This is a genomic window from uncultured Desulfovibrio sp. (assembly GCF_902477725.1).
In the GTDB taxonomy this organism is placed as follows: Bacteria; Desulfobacterota; Desulfovibrionia; order Desulfovibrionales; family Desulfovibrionaceae; genus Desulfovibrio.
The window spans coordinates 13,348-30,042 of the sequence record NZ_CABSIF010000018.1; the positions used below are offsets into that span (position 1 = coordinate 13,348).

Sequence of the window (16,695 nt, forward strand, 5' to 3'; positions counted from 1 at the left end):
ATCCTTATAGTGTGGTGTTTACGGTTGTGCTGCCGTAAACGGTGTTAAGCTCAACAGAGACGGTCAATTTACGTGTCTCAGGATCAAATGTGCTTTCGTAACTCACAAGCTCACTCACGCCCTCAGTCTGCAATATGCGCCTGCGCAACAGCGGATCGTAAGTGTCCTTGGTGTGCTTGCCCCACACGTGGGTAACGTAAGGCGTGCCTTCGCCTAGATCCAAAAACCATTCACCTGCGAGCAGGGCCAAACGGGTTTTGACGGCCTGGGCCACACACTCCGGCGTATCCACATGATAATCTGCCGAACCGTGGCCAAGCTGATAATCATTTTTGACGTCCAGCTTGCGATACTTCATGATTTTGGACCGCTGGTGTTCCCGCCATGCGGGCACTCATGGTAATGCGTATTGAAATCAACATGACCAGATGTTAATTCGTCGACTGTCATCCTACCCGATACCGCCGCCTGCGTTGCACCACCGTCTTTGGCCGCAAAGTTGATGCCTGCTCCCGAAAATTTAATAACTCCGTCACTGCCAATGTGGCAGCCAGCTTGCGGATTTTTTGCCTCAATCGTATAATCTGGCTTCATGGTCAGGGTGGCCTTGCCATCATCTGTCCTCAACTGGACGTTATCTGTGTCCACTGGGGGGTCTAGTTTTGTTGCCTGCGACCTGGGACCAATGATGGCCATGCCATCCGAGAGATCGTGCATGCGCCCGCTGGGCGGTGGCGTGGATTCCCCGCCTTGCCACCAACCGTCTATGCAGCGACTGGCAAACACCACCAGTGCCTCGTCACCGAGCTTAATCGGGTACGTCAGGCTGAATCCCCCCCCGCATGGGAACACCACGGGCACGTCCACTAAAAGAGGCATCTGCACATTACTACTCTTGCCGCGCTCATCCCGCACGCTGCCCTGCACGGCGGGCTGAACGCTCACGGTCATGGCCACGGGGTCAAAGCCCGCCACAATGCCAGGCAAGGCCGTCCACATCTGGGCTTGATGACCTTCCAGCGCCAGGCGCTGGCTTTCTATGGGGTCATTTTGACGTTCGCTTCTATCCATTTTTTACCTCGCCATATCCAGCGGAAGGCGCATGGTGTCGTCAATGCCTATGCACAGCATGTCCGCGTACCAATCGTTGCCGCGAGTATCTCCGCTAAACTCGACTTTTAAAATCCTGTAAACGCCGTCGTCATCCAAGCGCGGTGCGGTCTGCCCAGCGGCCATCTTAAGAGGGCTTTGCATGCGCTTGACGCTCTTGTTGTCCAGCTTGATGCGCCCGCCAATGCGCAGATTGGGCAGCAGCAGCGAGCGCACGGTTATGCCTTCCTGCGTCTGCTCCGGCGTGCCGATCAGGCCCGTCTCGTGGGTCAGCAGCACGGCCTGCCCCGGCAAATAGCCCTTGCGCGGCACCATCTGCACCTTGCCGTCCTGTATGCTCCAGTCCGTGCCGGTGTTTTGCGCCTCATCTCTCATGTATTGTCTGGCCATGCCGTACATGACCACGCCGCGCGGTAGTGCCTGCCCGCCGAGGTCGGGGGTATATCCCGCCTCTGTCCCCTTGGCGGCCATGCTGCCCTGGCACACTCGCACCCGGTCCGCAGGCATGCTGCCCGCCGCCAACGTGGTGGCGACCGTGGCAAAGTTGTAGGCACGGTCACCATCGGCCGCTAATATGGCCAGCACGGTGTCAACGCCGTTCTCCCTCCACGTGCGCACCTGGCGAATGTTGCCCCGGAAGATCAACCCGGAATTGCCCACATACCCGGCGGACAAAAGCACCTGCGTAAATTCGCGTTGTATCTTGCTGGCCGTGGCCTCTGACAGGTTATAAACGTTTATTTCCGCGCTATTTGGCGTTTCCATGTCGCCTTTCTTGGTCTTGAACGTGATGCGCAGTTCGGACAGATCCAGCCCGCTGCCGGAGTTTCCTCCCACAACCAGCGAACAGGCCCGCAACCAGCATCGCCCCTCTTCAGCTTTATTTTTAGCGCTCATGCGTCCTCCGTTTCAAAAATCAGCAGCACGGTGTCGCCCAAGTTATCCAGTGTGGGCGGCATATCGCCGGAGATGTACAATGAGCCGCCAAGCTCAAGGTAGGCATAGGGGGCCAGCAGGTCACAGCCAGCGATCAAAGGGATGCCGCAAATCAAGGGAATGGTGTCGTCAGGCTGATCAAGAATATCCAGCATCCAACCGCCGGAAACATCCGCTGCCGGGCTTTCTGCCCAACGCAGCACCAGGCGCAGGGAGCGCCCGGCCAGACTGATACCAAAGGCTTGAGGTTCGGGGGTAAGGGGTATTTCGTACAGTGCCATGAGGGCACTGTACTGAATGGATACGATGAGCGGCCACCCCGAACAAGTTCGGGGTGGCCGCAGTTGATTACGACTTATTGAACAACGACCGCCATTGTCAGATCATTTTGCCGCGCCGCCTGGGCGGGTATAACCGCCGCTGCCCGCGCTAGCGTTAAGTATGCTGTTGGGCTGCTTTTGCCCTTTATCACTCACACCGCCAGTCTTGGCAGCGTGCTTGTGCCTGCTGCGCGGCGGCACGCTGGCCGCTTGCGTGCGCACGATAATGACCTCCCTGCAATTGGCGGTCACCAGCAGGGCCTTTTCCGTATTTTTGTCCGTGGTACAGGTCACGCCCTCGACAAGCATATTGTCGTACAAGCGCTTGCCCGTAACAATGCTGATCGGCTCGCGCTTGCGCATCAGGTCCAGCAGCTTGTCGTACATCTCCCGCGCCTTGCCGTCTCCGGCCGCGTCCGATACGCCCGCGCGTATGGTAACAGTGGCTGGCATAACATAGGCGTGGTCGTTGATCTTTGCGCCTTGCTCCACAGGGTGCTCGGTGATCGTCAGCTTATCTTCGTGCTGCTCCTCCACGACCACCGCAAATTGCAAGCCGCCCAGGTTGCGCCCGGTAATGACAGTGCCATTAGTGCTCATCGGGTTGCCCCCTGCATGTGCCGCGCCATATCGGCAGCGGCCCTGTCCTGGTTGCCCGCCACCAGTCCCGCAACCTGCTCAGGGCTTTGCGCGCCATTAAGGGTAATTTCCGTTTTTGATTCTACTTTAACCTCGCGGGATGTATGGCTGGCTGCCATAGCTGGTATGGGCTGCGGTTTCAGCGCCGGTCCGTCTGGCGGCGGGGTTACATTGGCGTTTACGGCCAGTCCCATTTTTTCCTTCACAAAGTCGGGCAACCAATCCGTCATGCCGGAAAGTTTTTCCTTTAACCAATCCAAAGCAGGCGCGAAAAAGTTCTTTATTGCAGCAGCGGCTTTTTCTGCCCAGGCTGCGAAGTCTGGAAATTTCTCACGAATGAGGTCCCAGTTTTCCCAGATCATGGCGGCGGCTGTTATGATCAACCCCAAGGGGTTTGCCTTAACCAGACCAAACAAAACACGGAAGGCCATACCCACACCGCCGACAGCGCCCTTGAGGAGCATCATCACAGCCTTTAGCCCCATGGCTATGGCTATGCCTTGAGCAAATCCGGTAATGAGCTTTTCATGCTCGCGAAAAAAATTGGTCACGTTGTCAATGGCGCTGCTGATTGCGGTACGCACACCCTCAATGCTTTTTTCCCACGGCCCCCAATCAAAGTAACTACGCCCGCCCTCCATGTATGTTTGGTAATCGTCAATCAAACCCACGATTGCGGCCAGACCGGCCACAATCATGCCCAACGGCGTGGCCAGAAAACCGGCATTCAAAAATTTCCATGCGGCAGCAAACAGTACAAGACCCTGGATAATCTTTTTTTGTCCGCCATCCAGCTTATCGTACCAGCCGACCAGGGCAGATGCCCATATTACCATGCGGCGCACAAAGGCTCCAATAGCACCAGCAACGCGAAAGACAACGCCAATCACGGTCTCGAAAATAGCCTTGATCTTGCCGAAGTTTTCCATGATTACGCGGCGCAGGTTTTCCACATCGCCACGCAGCTGGCCCAAGAATACACCACCCACAGCTTTGACCAGCAGACCGCTCATGGTGTGCAGCTTGTTCAGCTCGGCCAGAAAGCCCTTGCTGTCTTCCGCAGCCTTGGCGGCATCGCGACCGGCCACGTCGTACATGGCCGCAAATTCGTTTTTGAGGCCGCTAACGTCCCGCGTCAGCATCGGTACCAAGGTGGGGTCAATGCCCATTTGCTTGGCGTACAGTTTGGCGGCCTGGTCGCTCATGCCGCGCATGTTGTTGCCCACGCGCTCCAGGAGCACACTTGTGTCTTTAATGTAGGGGTACTTTTCCTTCAGCCCGCCCAAGGCTGCGGCCACGGCCTCGGAGCTGCTGCCGGTCTGCTCGGCAACATAGCCCAGTTCTTCCAGCTTTTTGATGGGCACACCCAGGCTGTCCGCCTGCTTGGCCAGTGCAACCTCGCCCTGGGCAATACGCATGATGCCCGCAAAGGCTGCACCAGCTGCAAGCGTGATACCAGCCGCAAAGCCTGTAACCTTGGCCAGAGCGCCCTTAAGGCTGGCTTCGTCAGCCTGAAAGCCCACAGAGGCCAAAAATTCGGCGATGGTTACGGCCATCAGGCATCCTTGTTCTTGAGCGCCGCCAGGTAACGGCGTTCGTTTTCGTCCTGCACATTGCAGGCGTCATTCATTAAGGCGATGTCCGCCAAGTCAAGGGTACAATCTTTGAGGCTTTCGTACCGGCACATGCCACGCAGCACGGGCCTCAACAGCCAGTCCTCGCCGCCCGGCAGGCATACCCAGTCAACGTCTACGTCGTCTTCGGTTCCTGTCCCGGCCCTTGCAACGCCGGGAGTGCGCGAAAAAAAGTGGTCAGGTTATCCTTGAGCACGTGGGCCGTCAGGGACAACATGGTGAGCAGATCCATTTCCGGGTACATGAGCTGCCCCTTGCTGCGCACGGGTGCCCAGCCGCCGCCAGCCTGGCGCATATCCACCACGTCCAGAGCGGCATTGCACACATATTCCAGGCTTTCGTCCGGCAGCTCGCCGATGGTCGCGCCCAAAGAGCCAAGGACTTCAGCCAGCTTGGCATCCTTACCGTCGCCCAGCTTGGCATCGTCAAGCGCCAACTGTAGCGTGCCCAGTACGCCCTGCAACTTGCCAAGCACCGGGGCGGCGCGCTTAAGCACGTACATCTGCGCAAAGGCGTTGAGTTTGCCGATTTTGTAAACAGTGCCCTGGATTTCAACTTCATTCATGGCTTACTCCTAAGAGATTTCCGGCGTGCCGCTGCCGTCCTGGATATTGATTTTGCCTGAGTGGAACGTCCATTGCCGCGTTCCACCTTCTTTGGCAAAGGGCTTTTCCGGCTGTTTGGCGAAAGCCACCTCCTGGCAAGTCGCGGTGTCGCCGCGTGCCACATCGCGCACGGTTATGGTGTTACGGCCCCAGTTGGCGCTGCTCTGACGTTGATAATTATACATTTCCTGCAACTGTCTGTTTACGGGGCTGGTGCGCAGCAGATTAACCGTAACAGTGCCGCTGGAGTCTGCCAGCAAGCTATGCATGACGGAACCGTCTGCCCCCACGGTCATAGTGTTTTGATCGCCGGTGGGGACGATGGTCAGGCCCTCCTGGGCGATGCCCGCCCGGTCACCCGAAAGCGGGAAGTTCCCGCCAGGGCCACTGATAGCCGCATGAACATCAAGAAAAGAATATGCGAATCCCATGTTCTTACCTGTTTACGTTTATGGCCACATCCACAGAGTGGATAGCTCCGGCCAGTTTTATGGCACACTGGATAGGCGGAGCCACGCGCTTTTCGCGCTCGCTCTGCGCTTGCAGTTCGATGGGTTCTGAATAGACGTAATAGCCCTTGGGTAGATAGTCGCCGCGCTCCAGTTGGCCGAAGCCGTCGCCGTTCCAGGTGCCGGGGGCAACCAGGGCATTGTTTACGGCCTGATCCAGCACGTTTTCGATGCAGGTGATAAGCTGATGCACGCCGCTGTTGGTCTGCGGGATCTTGGTCTTGCTCTGATACAGCAGGTTCCACAACTCGGTTTGCACTGCGTTTTGCAGCCAGTCCGTGCCGTGGATCTCGTCAAACCAGGCATCGCCGCTCATGACGCCCTCCTGAAGGATTGCCGTATCGTTGTTGTAGGCGGCAAACACGTTGCAGCGTTTGGCGGCCAGAGTATTGGCCTGGGTTTCCGTCAGACCTTCGGCTTCCACGCTTGGGAGCTGTTTGAATTTGAGCGTGATAGTACTGCGGTTGGCCGAAAAATTGACTGTAAACGCCCGGCCTATGGCGCTGATGGAGGCATATTTGTTGGTACTGTACGCCGGAAACAAACGTGACAGTTTAAGTGCCTTGCCCCGGCTGGCCAGATCATCCGTGTAGGCGGCATCAAGCACGCGGGTGTCCGTGATAGTGGCCGCGTAAATACGGCTCTTGCTAGCCGCTTGGATGTACTGGGCCACGATCAGATGATCATCGACAGTCAGGCTGGCGTCGGCAATGGCCAGACCGTACCAATCGCCCCGGTCAGCCAGCTCAACAACACATTGCTTGATGGTTTCTTCCGTCTGGCCATCCAGAGGAGCAAGGGCCGTAGCTTCGGTCAGTTTAAGTTTTGCCGCCAGGGCAGTGCCCCCGGCAGTGGCGTCCGTGCAATATGTGAGCGTCGCATCCGGCCCTGTGGCCTTGGTCGTGAGCGTAAAACGCTCGCCGTCCCAGGCGCAGGCCACGCCATTGGCGGCAACCTTGGCACTGATGGCCGATGCCACGGCATTGAGATTGGTGACGGCCCGGAAGTCCAGGCCAGACACCTCATGCGTGGCCCCAGCCACATGCACAGTCAGGCTGCCGTCACTGACGCCTGTCCACTGCGCAAGCGCCGCCTCTTCGGCGGTCAAGATGCCGCCGCGCAGCATGGCGCTGGTGGGCTGCTTGAGCCAGCGACCGATCTGCAAAATTGCGGGGCGCGGCGATTGGCTAAAGAACAGTTCCGCCGCCAGATATTCCGGTGCTTCCACTCCAAAATCTGCCGCAACGCCGTCAATGCCTGTATAACTGCGGATGCGCTCACTGGCCGAAATAACGTCGGAGCTGCCCACAATCAGCAGCACGCCAAAGTTGCGGCGGCTGGCGGCCAGGGCCTGCAAATTAATGGTGACGTTGACCACGCGGTCAACGGCGAGTGCCTTTGTTGCCATAAATTCCTCCTATCGTGACCGGCCACACAGGCCGCAAGCCTTGGCGCTGTCGATATCTCTGATGTCCGTAAGACCCTCATTCGTATTCTGTTGAGGGCCGCGCGTGAGGGTTATTGTGATGTCCTGGCGGCGTATCCAGCGCAGGGCGACCAGATCGGGCGCGGGCACAATGTCCCCTGCCTCCACAAATGCCAGGTTAGCCAGGTCTCGCAGCATGGCCCGGTTTTGCTCCACATACAGACCATCCCGTAGCGCTCTGGCCAATGACCTGGCCTGCGGCCCGTAAAAGCTGCACATAACGACCAGGCGCTCGTGTATTTCCACATGTGTGGCACCGCCCTGATGCCATGCTGTGCCACCGGGTGCGCCCTCATTGATAACGCCAAACGCGCACCAGTGTTGGTCAGGGCCTGGTGTCTTGGGTGGGTTGGGCTGCCAGCGTGGGCGTACCATCTGACCAGGCAAGCCCGTCAGCCCGCAGACCATGTCGTGCAGCGCATTTTCCAACGCGTCCTCGTCCGGCCCAGAGGCGGGGCGCAGCCATCCGGCTTCCAGGCTGCTGGGATTGACGGCATCAGGCATTATCCAGTTCCTTCTGTGCCAGGGCGCGGGTGTATCCTGGCCATGTCTCCACTGCGGCCACCGTGTAGCGCGCGCCGTTGTACTGCACGCAATCGGCTGCGGTGCCGTTGGCAAGATTGCCCACGCGCAGCGGCTGCCGCGTGTAAATAGTCAGAGTCTCCTTGTCCCGTTCGCCTTCGGGCAGGCGCTCCAATTCACGGGCAGTGGCAGGCTGCACCACGCCCGTCATGGACGTGGAGGCCTCCGCATATTCGGCCCGACCATGGTCGTTTACGGATTCCGTCAGACGCAGCACCGTAAACAGTGTGCAAAACGTCGTGTCGTCCAGCAGTGCCGATACATCCAACATCATTTGTCCCCTGGGGTGATCATGCCCTGACCGCGTTTACGGATCACGTAGGTGTGACTTTTCATCAGCTGCCCGGTGTCCAGCAGGGGGTTGGTCTTGCCTTCGTCCCGGCGGGATTTGCCCCTCTTGACCCGGCCTTTCTTGTCCGTCAGCGTGTTGCCCTCGGCATCCTTTTTAGGCGCGGCGTAATCCAGAGTGCTGTCCTTCAAGGGTTCCCAGTCGTTGTTCTGGAATCGCGCCCGCACGGCGTTCTGGCCCAGCAGGCCGATGCGGTTCAAAGCAGGCTCTACACTCCCTTCATTACCTTCCAGGGCTTGTTTTGCCGCCTCCTTCATGGTTTTTGCGGCCTCGCCCTTGATATCCTCAATGCCCGGCACCAGGTGGGGGCGGGCCGGAATCCCTGCCGCTGGTGCGCCAAACTCGTGGATGTACGACAACTCAGCGTTATTGATGCCGCCCGCACGGGTGCCCGCGTTTTCAGCGGGTACGCCAATGTACACGTCAACCTTGGTCAAGGCTGCGACGCCTTGCGTCATCAGCTTTGTCATATCCGCAGTCTGTTTGACGGTTACGGTCGGCTTCATGCCATCAACCCGCCTGCGCCTACAATCTGCATGAGCTGCCAGAGCTGCTGGCCATAGATTGTGTTGTTGTACTGCCCGGCATTGACCAGGGCGCTGCCCTGACCAGATGCACCGGCTCGTGTTACCGCATGGGACATACTGCCCACGGTCTTGGTCTCTGCCGTCACCGGACCGGCAGCGGCGTCAATGCCGCCCGTGCCACCCTGGGCTTTGAGCACCTCCAACTCCAGCGTGAGCTGGTGGGCAACATACAAACCCAAGCCCTGATCCAGCAGATCGTCCCACCGTTTGGCGGGCAACAGCTTGCCCGCCACGGTGAGGTGAAACTGTACGCGCGCGTCCGGCACCAGCTCCGCCGTGAATTGCGGGAAAGAGTCACGAAAGGCGGCGATGTCCATAATTAGATGCCGTCCGCGTAGGCCACAGTTTCGGCGTACACAAACTCCAGCTCGCCCAGGGCCGCATAGTAGGTGGTGATCTGGTACAGCCCCCGATATTCCACGGGCGTGTGCTGCAAGGGCACCAGGGGATAGCGCACATACTGGCGATCCTTGGTGTAAGCCACCATGCGGTCTTTTTTGCCCACACCAGCGCCCGCCAGGTGTTTAACCGGGGCAATGTCCAACGGACGACCGTTGACAGAGTTGCACAGGCACTGCTCCCGAACATACTGCAGTATGCTCATGCTGCCAGCGTCCGTGATGGGCTGGGTCAATTTGCTCATGGCCGTGGGCGGCACCAGCAGGCGGTCCGGCAATATGGCATAGCCACTTTGTGCCCAGGCAGTCTCCAGCACACTGTTGATACTGGCCAATATTTCGAGGGGGGTGGAGGTTGCCCACGTCTTTGCCACTGTCAGGGGGGTGATGGACGCGTTGTTACACAGCCCGGTGGCCCCCACCACATCGTCGCCCAGGTAGACCATCTGGTCGATGTCCATCTGGTTTTTGAGCTTAAGACCGTCAAACTTCTGCAGGTCGATGGGGCGGCCCACACGTTGGGCGGCTGCGAGTTCTTGCACGGTAAACCCGATCTCCTGGCCCCACAGGCGCAGGGGCTTACTGGTTTTGTCGATGCTCACGGCCATGCCGGCAATGGCTGTGCTGTCCTTGCCCACCCAGTTGATGCCGTTGGCGTAGATGCCGCCAGCGGCAGCAAAGGAGGAGTTTGTAAAGCTGCTCAGCTCATCGCCCAAGGTCACGTCGTCGCGAAGGTCGATATCCCGGCCCCAGGTGACCACGGCAAGGGGATTGTGGATCGTCTGATCCAGCCGCTCCAGCTCACCGACGAAAAATGCGCCAGCATCGCGGATAGTTTTTTTATCAAGCGTAAACATTGATGCTCCTTATAGATTGTAGGACAGTTCGACGTTGCCCATGCCATCGGCCTCGCCCATAAACAGGCAGCCCGGCACGGCCAGGGTTTTGCCCTCAACGGCGGCGGCCTCGATGTCACCCACGGCCTTGCCGGTCTCTGCCGTGTGGCGCACATAGACCTGGCTGCCCTTGGCCGCTGTCCCCTGGGTCAGTTTGACGGTCATATAACCGCGGCGCAGCACGTCCTGAATGCTGCCTGATACCGCAGCACTGCCCATGGTCGGGTACGGGCGCACCACAAAACCGTAGACGGCATCGGACGCGCCCGAGAGCGCAACAAGCTTGCCCCCGTCCATTTTGACCGGAGCGCCAAAGGCAACAGTTGCGCCCATAAGCCCGGCTTCCACTGTGGCCTCAGCTTTGCGACTCACATCGCCGGGAAAACCGGCGGGCATACGCTTGAGGTAGGCGTTACTCATTACTTGCCCCCTTTGCCGTAGTACGCGGCGTTGAGCTTGTTGATGTCGGCGGGCGTAATCGGCCCCTTTCTGCCGCCAGCGCCCGGGCTGGAAAGACTATCCACCGTGCGGCGGTTGTTACCCGCACCGGTCAGCACCCCCACAGCGGCAAACGCGGCCCGCACTTCGGCAGCGGTGGCATTGGCGATGGCCTTGCCACCAAGAACGCTGTCCACGATACGGCGGGTATTGGGGTTGCGGCATGCCATGCCCAGCGCGGCGCGACGCACGACGATCGCGTTGTCACCTACGCGGCAGCCCAACAGCCCCATGCGTTTGGCACTGCGCACAGTGGCGGCGTCGGCCATGCGTCCGGGCTTGCGGTCTGCGCTTTTGACCGGGAGGTCTTCGTCCTGCTGGGGATCGTCTTCATCCTGCGCGCTCTGGTCCGGATCTTCGTCTTGCTGGGGATCGTCTTCGTCCTGGGCGCTCTGGTCCGGGTCTTCGTCCTGGGCCTGCGGATCTTCATCCGTGTCCTGCGGCTTGAGAGCTTCCACCAGGGTACGCAACATGAGCTTGATTTCTTCCAGGCTGGCGGCCACGTCGTCATCTGTGGTGGCCACGGGATTGTCCTCATCCTGCGGGGGAGGTGTATCCTCGTCCTGCGGGGCGTTGGCTTCCTCGGCTTCCGCGTCCTTCAGCAGGCGGCGCATTTTATCCGCCCAGCTGAGCTTTTTTGTCTTTTTGGGGGTCATAGGGGTCTCCCTTTGATCTTTGATTTTGCAGCGCGCCCCGGCCCGGCCGTGGTCTACAAGCGCCACATGGTTGCCCATAATATTGATTTGCCGTCCCACGCCGGGCCGGATTACCTCAAAATCACAATCATACCCGCACGACAGCTCGCGCATGCCGTCATGCAGTACTGCATCAATGGCCTCGGCCTCGGTAATCAGGATGTCGGCCAGCATCAGATCCTGCTGGCGGCCGTCACCTCGGCGCACGTTGGTTGCAAATCCGTGGGCCAGCTCTGACCAGTTGTCGGGGGATACGTCTTCATCCGGATGGTCCAGGGTGAAGGGCTTGCCTTCAAAACTGGCCAGCGTAGCAGGCCGGAAGACTTCAGCAGCGTCGCGGGTAATAAGCACCTGATCGCCGCTGAACCCCTTGACGATTTCCGGCGACACCTCTTCCGGCAGGTAAGCCATTGTGCCAGTGCGCGCCAAGGCAGCCCCCTTGCAAAGCAGGTAGCCTTCGGGGGTGCGCGAGATGTTTTCGGAGAGTTTGGCAGTGGTATAGATGCGCATAGGTAGACCATGCGCGAGGGGCACAAAAAAAGGCACCCCGAAATTGTTCGGGGTGCCTTGTCGTGGGAGTGGTGTTTACGGGCGTTTACGATGCCCCGTGCTCGATTAATGTATCACTTTGGCACGGTGATACGCTCCGGCCATATATAGGTCGTTAGGCGGCGTTTTTGGCGATCCTCTCAAATTGTGTCGGCTCCAGCGTGATCAACATGTAGCCATAGGGAGCATTATCGCTGACACCAACGTAAAACTCGACATCTGCCGCGCCGTTGGGATATGCACTCATGACCGTACCCTCAGTACCCGCAGGCAGAGTAATGGCACGGCGCACGAGGTCAGCGCCCCCCTTGCTGGTGATGGCCTGAGTCAGGCGGATGTCATCAAGATCTCGCAACATGTCATCTGTCCACATACATGGTTATAAGCCGTGGGGCGGTGCGTATGCCGCCATCCGTGTAATCATACTGCCATACGGTCTTGACCGCAACTGTCCTGCCGTTGCGCCCGGTAACTGGCACGAGGGCGTCAAACCGTTGCCCGTATTCCGTGCCGGGCTTGACCAGAGCTGCCACGGTGGGCAGCTGCTGCATGACCTGGTCACGCAGCCATCCCGCATCCTGTGGGCCAAGCCCCAGGGCCGATGCAAACACGCGTGCCTTATCGCCGCCACGCGGATGGTCAGGGTCAAGCGCGTAGGCCGACAATTTGCCCATGTCCAGTTGCGCCCGCTCGACATTATATAGTGGTGCGCCTGGCACATGGCGGACAACTTCGGCCCCCTGGCTCTTTTCCCACTGGGTGAAGAGCTTTTGCTCCCCGCTGGCCTGTTCCTGGGTCTGCGTGGGCAAACTGCTGACGGCAAAAGTTTTACGTGTGTCATCACCTTTTGGGATAACCGGCTCAGGGTAACAGCGGCAATACGGAAATTCTCCGGCGTGGCCAGTCATGCCGTCCAGTGTTGGCGGGCTGTCCCATGACACAAATTTGCCCTCCATCGCCCGGTGGCTGGGGCGTGTGGCCCCGTCGCGCACGCTGCGCCAAATGTAGCCGTCGCTCCCCACTGATCCGGCCCGAGCCTGGGTCAGCGCCGTGCTGGCCTTGCTGACCTCGGTCAGCGCGATGCAGCGCGCCCGGCTCATGGTGGTGCCGCCAATGCTGGCCAGCTCTGCCGCCATGTCCTCGGCCCGCATGCCGCTGGTCAGCCCCTCGTGAGCCAGCGCACCCGCGCGCATAGCCGCCTCCAAAGGGAGGCTCTTTATCAAAGCTGTGTTGGCTTCAATGCGCTGGGCCACGATCTGGCCAATGGGATCGCCCGCCAGAAACATGCGCATATCCAAGCCCATGCGCGAGGCCATGCGCCGGAACTGATCAAGATTGCCGCGCGCTACGCCGTCCAGCATGTTTGCAGCACTTTGCTGCGCCCAGGGCGTGATGGTTTCGGCATAGGTACGCAGTATGTCCTCGGCGTCCTGGGGCCGGTGGTTGGTCAGCACCTGAGATATCTGCCCAGCCAGGCTGCGCAGAGTGCGCTCATAACTGCGCTCCGCCGCGCGCGAGGGCGTAAACACTCCGGCCCTGGCCGTTGCGGCATCGGTCCACGTCCAGGCCAGGCCGGGCCAGGGTGCGGGATTATTGGGCTGCAGCGTTGCCATTGCCCATACTCAATGGTGCAAAGGATTGCTTGGGCTGCGAGGGGGGCAAAGGCGGCAGGGGCGGGGCCTGTTCGGCCTTTTCTGCGCTGGCAATATCCGCATCGCTGATACCCGCAAAACGCCCAGTTACGCGGGCACTGTCGCGCAGGGCTGCAAGCCCCTGGCTGGGCGTGATGATGCCCCCCTGTACAAGGGCGGCCACGGCCTGGGCGTCGGATGTTGCAATCTGCGATTTTTCAAGCTCCGACGGTTGCATGAGGCTTTCAAACTCAAAGCTGAAGCCATCCGGCAGACTTTCGCCCCACAGATGGCGGGATAATACGGCAAAGATCACATTGAGCGCGGGCCGCAGGTCGTCATCCTGCAAGGTGGCGATAGTGTCGTAGTAGGTGCGCAAATCTGATTCGCCCGTGGAAAAGCCCTTGGGACTTTGCCCCAGCAGGCGCACCAGGGGAATACCGGTGGCCCCGGCTATCTGCTCGGCAAAGGCCTGCATTGCATCGTACACACCCGCGAAGCTATAACCGGCAGTCGTAAACGTATCATTCTTATCCAGCAGAGTGATACCTTCGTTGCTTTGCATCTGGCGGACCATTTCAAACTGGCGGATTAACGCCTGCTCGGCCTTGCCGCCAGCCGCCAGTATTGACCGCAGGCCATCAACGCCAATCACCCGTAAAAACGATTTGTACAACAAATTGGCGCTGCCTTCCGTGGCGCTGTCATAGGCCAGCATGCGAGATTCCATTTGCTCGACTACGCTGGCTCCCCAGTGCTGCTCAGTGATCCGCTGCTGGTATGGCAGCTCAACTCCCACAAAACGCAGGGCACGGCTGTGATGTATGCGCTCGCCAGCCATACCGCCGACAGTGTTTACACTGTAAAATTCAGGGTAGCCCAGCATAGGGCCGAGGTCAGAGATCAGCTCGCTGCTGGGCTGTACCTGCCAACGATCCAGCACGTGCAAGCCCAAAAAGCTGCCCTCGGTTATGCTGTCTATCTCCAGTGGGGTGGACAGGTCATCGCCGTCTATCAGCAGCACGGCCAACGCACCGCCATACAGGCGGCCCCACTTGAGGGCGTCACTTAATCGCCCTGGGCAGCCCACACGCCGATGCTCACGCAGCAGCTCGTCTGTTCTTCCAGCGTCCCACTGCGCGCGCACGTCCACGCCGCCGCGCACCATGTCCTCGGGAACCACGTTGACGGTGCGGCCTACAAGCCAGCTGGTGCGATACATATCATCAAGCTGCTGCCGGTCACGAGTCAGGTATGTTCCCTGCTCGTAGCCGCTCTTGGCCAGCATGTTGTCCTGGCCAAGTCCAAGTTTTGCCGCAAAATTTTGAAAACCGTCGCGCATGCTGCGGCGGCTCGTAGCCCGGAGAGCCGGGCGAGATGTGCGGGTTTTAACCATCGGCTAATTTCTCCCATGTACGCAATGTGTCCGGTCCTCCGGCAGCAGCAACGGCCAAAAAACAGGCCCAGGTGCGGTCTGCATGTCCGATGCCGTCACGATCTGCCACAAGGCGAGGCGCACCCGTATCACCACTGACTTTTTTCAGTTTGTGCAGGTCTGCCCGTAAAATGCTGTTTCCCGCAGGAATGCGTATTTTGCGATCTTCAAATCGCTGTTTACCTGCGGTGGCAATAGCCAGACGACGGCTGCTGGACAGGATTACCCCCTCCACAACCCCTTCACCATATTCGGCCGTCATGTCTTCCACAGGCTTTTCGCCCATGCCGGTTTGGTCCATTGCCAGCTTAGCCATGTTGTAAACCTGGTTCAGTCGGGCAATCTCCTGGTCATGCTCCGCAAACTTGGCTTTGCTCAATTCCGATATTTCGCGCGTCCAAAGCACATCGCCAACTTCTTCAAGTACCCAGGAAACCCACAAGTCACGCCTGGCACCGATATCATTACCGATGTAGCACGCGCCGCCTGTGTATAGTTCCGGCTTCCCGGCGTTTTCATCTTCGCAGGCGGTGATAAGATCGTAGGTCAGCCATGCGCTGCCCTCGTCGAGAAATTTCAGCTCATACTCTTGCAACCAGCCGTCATCGTCGTCCAGGGCCGCCTTAAGCATGTCAATGTCGCGGTCTAGGCCCTGAGCTACCGCAGAATAGATGTCCACCTGGTGCTTTGCCCAAACGGTGTCCTTGTTTGTCCAAAGCTCATAAAATTTATTGTCTTTGCCGTTGGGTGTGCTGGTTATGCGCAGCTTGAGCCCTGGCTTCGAAATAACCGGGAACAGGGCTTTCCAGATGGCACGGCTATCCTTATGGAACGCGAACTCGTCCAAAAACACGTTGGCAGAATAGCCTCGGGCGGTGTCCGGGTTTGCAGGCAGGGCTGTGATGCGCGATCCACCGGGGAATATGACTTCCTGGGTTTTGTAAACGGCATTGTCAGCCGCGCGGAATTCTCCCTCATAATAAACGGGATATGCGCGGTCTTTTAGCAGTCCTGCATAGACGATATAAAAAGCTTTGCAAAAGGGCTTGATTGCTTCGTCGATAGCTTCCTTGGCCTGTCGCTCACCACGGGAAAGGATAACCCAGCGTACCTTGCTGCCTTTGATTTCAGCCTGAATGCAGTCGTCAACAATTTCGGCGCATGTGGTAAATGTCTTGCCCGTCTGGCGGGCAAACATGCCTATTTTGAAACGGGCATTATCCGCCAGCCAGGCTTGCTGATATGGCAAAAATTTGATTATGGGCTGGGCAATGTCCATCACTCAAATCCGAGGACGCGGCGGGCTTCCTGGGCCACAGCGGGATCAAGACCACCAGCAGCAGCCGCGTCCAGTTTATCCCGCGCCTCATCAAGCGTTTTTTTGCGTTCTTCCTCGCGTATGCGCTTGGCAAAGTCCGCTTCCAGACTCATGGCTTGAGACAGGTTCTTGAGGCTGCGTGCGATCTTGTCTATTTCGGCGGCGTCAAATTTTGCATCAGGAGATCCAGTCCGATCTTGCAGAGTGCGGAACAGCAGACCGCGCAGCATGTCCACCAGCAAGCGCCCTTGCTCGCCCTCTACGCTGTCCGGTCCGAGTTCTTGCGCAAGAGCGCGGGCCATGTCGCGGTTTTCTCGCATGACCTGGGCAGCGGCAGAAAAATTGGTTGAGTACCGCCACAAGGCCGTGCGCGATGGTGCATCGGCCCCAACAGCCGCGCACTTGCCCAGTACAAACTCGTGCAGTTCGTCCAGGGTCATGCGGCCATCGGTAAGCGCCTTGTCTATCTGCCTGCGCAGATCAGTCGACAGTCGGGTGACGCTGCTCTTGCGGGCCAT

At 58.9% G+C, this 16,695-nt stretch carries 22 protein-coding genes; all 22 read right to left on the reverse strand.

Going from position 1 to position 16,695, the window contains the following annotated elements:
• Nucleotides 1-4: 4 nt before the first annotated feature.
• A complete protein-coding gene (locus tag RDK48_RS13720) occupies nt 5-358 on the reverse strand; it encodes a hypothetical protein (protein ID WP_298998180.1) in 354 nt (117 codons plus the stop codon).
• On the reverse strand, nt 355-1,071 hold the full coding sequence (locus RDK48_RS13725; RefSeq protein WP_298998178.1) for a Gp138 family membrane-puncturing spike protein: 717 nt from the start codon (nt 1,069-1,071) through the stop codon (nt 355-357). Before RDK48_RS13725 ends, RDK48_RS13720 begins: the two co-directional genes overlap by 4 nt.
• A 3-nt stretch (nt 1,072-1,074) precedes the next feature.
• A complete protein-coding gene (locus RDK48_RS13730; RefSeq protein ID WP_298998176.1) occupies nt 1,075-2,007 on the reverse strand; it encodes a hypothetical protein in 933 nt (310 codons plus the stop codon).
• Nucleotides 2,004-2,327, reverse strand: coding sequence for a hypothetical protein (locus RDK48_RS13735; protein ID WP_298998174.1), 324 nt, complete (start codon nt 2,325-2,327; stop codon nt 2,004-2,006). Before RDK48_RS13735 ends, RDK48_RS13730 begins: the two co-directional genes overlap by 4 nt.
• A 102-nt stretch (nt 2,328-2,429) precedes the next feature.
• Nucleotides 2,430-2,966 carry a phage baseplate protein gene (locus RDK48_RS13740; protein ID WP_298998172.1) on the reverse strand — a complete coding sequence of 179 codons (537 nt, stop codon included), beginning with the start codon at nt 2,964-2,966 and terminating at the stop codon, nt 2,430-2,432.
• A complete protein-coding gene (locus RDK48_RS13745; protein WP_298998171.1) occupies nt 2,963-4,561 on the reverse strand; it encodes a hypothetical protein in 1,599 nt (532 codons plus the stop codon). Before RDK48_RS13745 ends, RDK48_RS13740 begins: the two co-directional genes overlap by 4 nt.
• Nucleotides 4,561-4,692, reverse strand: a complete 132-nt coding sequence (locus RDK48_RS15005) for a hypothetical protein (protein WP_374042285.1) — start codon at nt 4,690-4,692, stop codon at nt 4,561-4,563. The genes RDK48_RS13745 and RDK48_RS15005 overlap by 1 nt, the downstream gene beginning before the upstream one ends.
• Nucleotides 4,693-4,754: 62 nt before the next feature.
• Nucleotides 4,755-5,204, reverse strand: coding sequence for a phage tail assembly chaperone (locus RDK48_RS13750; RefSeq protein WP_298998169.1), 450 nt, complete (start codon nt 5,202-5,204; stop codon nt 4,755-4,757).
• A 9-nt stretch (nt 5,205-5,213) separates the two neighbouring features.
• Complete coding sequence (locus RDK48_RS13755; RefSeq protein WP_296937009.1) at nt 5,214-5,675, reverse strand: phage protein; 462 nt, start codon at nt 5,673-5,675, stop codon at nt 5,214-5,216.
• A 4-nt stretch (nt 5,676-5,679) separates the two neighbouring features.
• Entirely contained in the window at nt 5,680-7,161 is a 1,482-nt protein-coding gene (locus RDK48_RS13760; protein WP_298998167.1) for a DUF3383 domain-containing protein, read from the reverse strand.
• 9 nt (nt 7,162-7,170) lie between these two features.
• Nucleotides 7,171-7,743: a hypothetical protein gene (locus RDK48_RS13765; protein ID WP_298998166.1), complete on the reverse strand. Its 573-nt coding sequence runs from the start codon at nt 7,741-7,743 to the stop codon at nt 7,171-7,173.
• Complete coding sequence (locus tag RDK48_RS13770; RefSeq protein ID WP_298998165.1) at nt 7,736-8,092, reverse strand: hypothetical protein; 357 nt, start codon at nt 8,090-8,092, stop codon at nt 7,736-7,738. Before RDK48_RS13770 ends, RDK48_RS13765 begins: the two co-directional genes overlap by 8 nt.
• The gene (locus tag RDK48_RS13775; RefSeq protein ID WP_296937003.1) at nt 8,092-8,676 is read right to left on the reverse strand and encodes a hypothetical protein; all 585 of its coding nucleotides are present in this window, start codon (nt 8,674-8,676) and stop codon (nt 8,092-8,094) included. Before RDK48_RS13775 ends, RDK48_RS13770 begins: the two co-directional genes overlap by 1 nt.
• Nucleotides 8,673-9,074, reverse strand: coding sequence for a DUF4054 domain-containing protein (locus tag RDK48_RS13780; protein ID WP_296937001.1), 402 nt, complete (start codon nt 9,072-9,074; stop codon nt 8,673-8,675). The genes RDK48_RS13775 and RDK48_RS13780 overlap by 4 nt, the downstream gene beginning before the upstream one ends.
• A gap of 2 nt (nt 9,075-9,076) precedes the next feature.
• Entirely contained in the window at nt 9,077-10,012 is a 936-nt protein-coding gene (locus tag RDK48_RS13785; RefSeq protein WP_296936999.1) for a DUF2184 domain-containing protein, read from the reverse strand.
• A 9-nt stretch (nt 10,013-10,021) separates the two neighbouring features.
• The gene (locus RDK48_RS13790) at nt 10,022-10,471 is read right to left on the reverse strand and encodes a hypothetical protein (RefSeq protein WP_298998164.1); all 450 of its coding nucleotides are present in this window, start codon (nt 10,469-10,471) and stop codon (nt 10,022-10,024) included.
• Nucleotides 10,471-11,754 carry a DUF2213 domain-containing protein gene (locus tag RDK48_RS13795; protein ID WP_298998163.1) on the reverse strand — a complete coding sequence of 428 codons (1,284 nt, stop codon included), beginning with the start codon at nt 11,752-11,754 and terminating at the stop codon, nt 10,471-10,473. The genes RDK48_RS13790 and RDK48_RS13795 overlap by 1 nt, the downstream gene beginning before the upstream one ends.
• Before the next feature lie 154 nt (nt 11,755-11,908).
• The gene (locus RDK48_RS13800) at nt 11,909-12,151 is read right to left on the reverse strand and encodes a hypothetical protein (protein ID WP_298998162.1); all 243 of its coding nucleotides are present in this window, start codon (nt 12,149-12,151) and stop codon (nt 11,909-11,911) included.
• A gap of 1 nt (nt 12,152) precedes the next feature.
• Nucleotides 12,153-13,406: a DUF6883 domain-containing protein gene (locus tag RDK48_RS13805; RefSeq protein ID WP_298998161.1), complete on the reverse strand. Its 1,254-nt coding sequence runs from the start codon at nt 13,404-13,406 to the stop codon at nt 12,153-12,155.
• A complete protein-coding gene (locus RDK48_RS13810) occupies nt 13,384-14,766 on the reverse strand; it encodes a DUF1073 domain-containing protein (protein WP_298998159.1) in 1,383 nt (460 codons plus the stop codon). Before RDK48_RS13810 ends, RDK48_RS13805 begins: the two co-directional genes overlap by 23 nt.
• A gap of 46 nt (nt 14,767-14,812) precedes the next feature.
• On the reverse strand, nt 14,813-16,138 hold the full coding sequence (locus tag RDK48_RS13815; RefSeq protein WP_298998158.1) for a terminase large subunit domain-containing protein: 1,326 nt from the start codon (nt 16,136-16,138) through the stop codon (nt 14,813-14,815).
• A complete protein-coding gene (locus RDK48_RS13820) occupies nt 16,138-16,695 on the reverse strand; it encodes a phage protein Gp27 family protein (RefSeq protein ID WP_298998157.1) in 558 nt (185 codons plus the stop codon). The genes RDK48_RS13815 and RDK48_RS13820 overlap by 1 nt, the downstream gene beginning before the upstream one ends.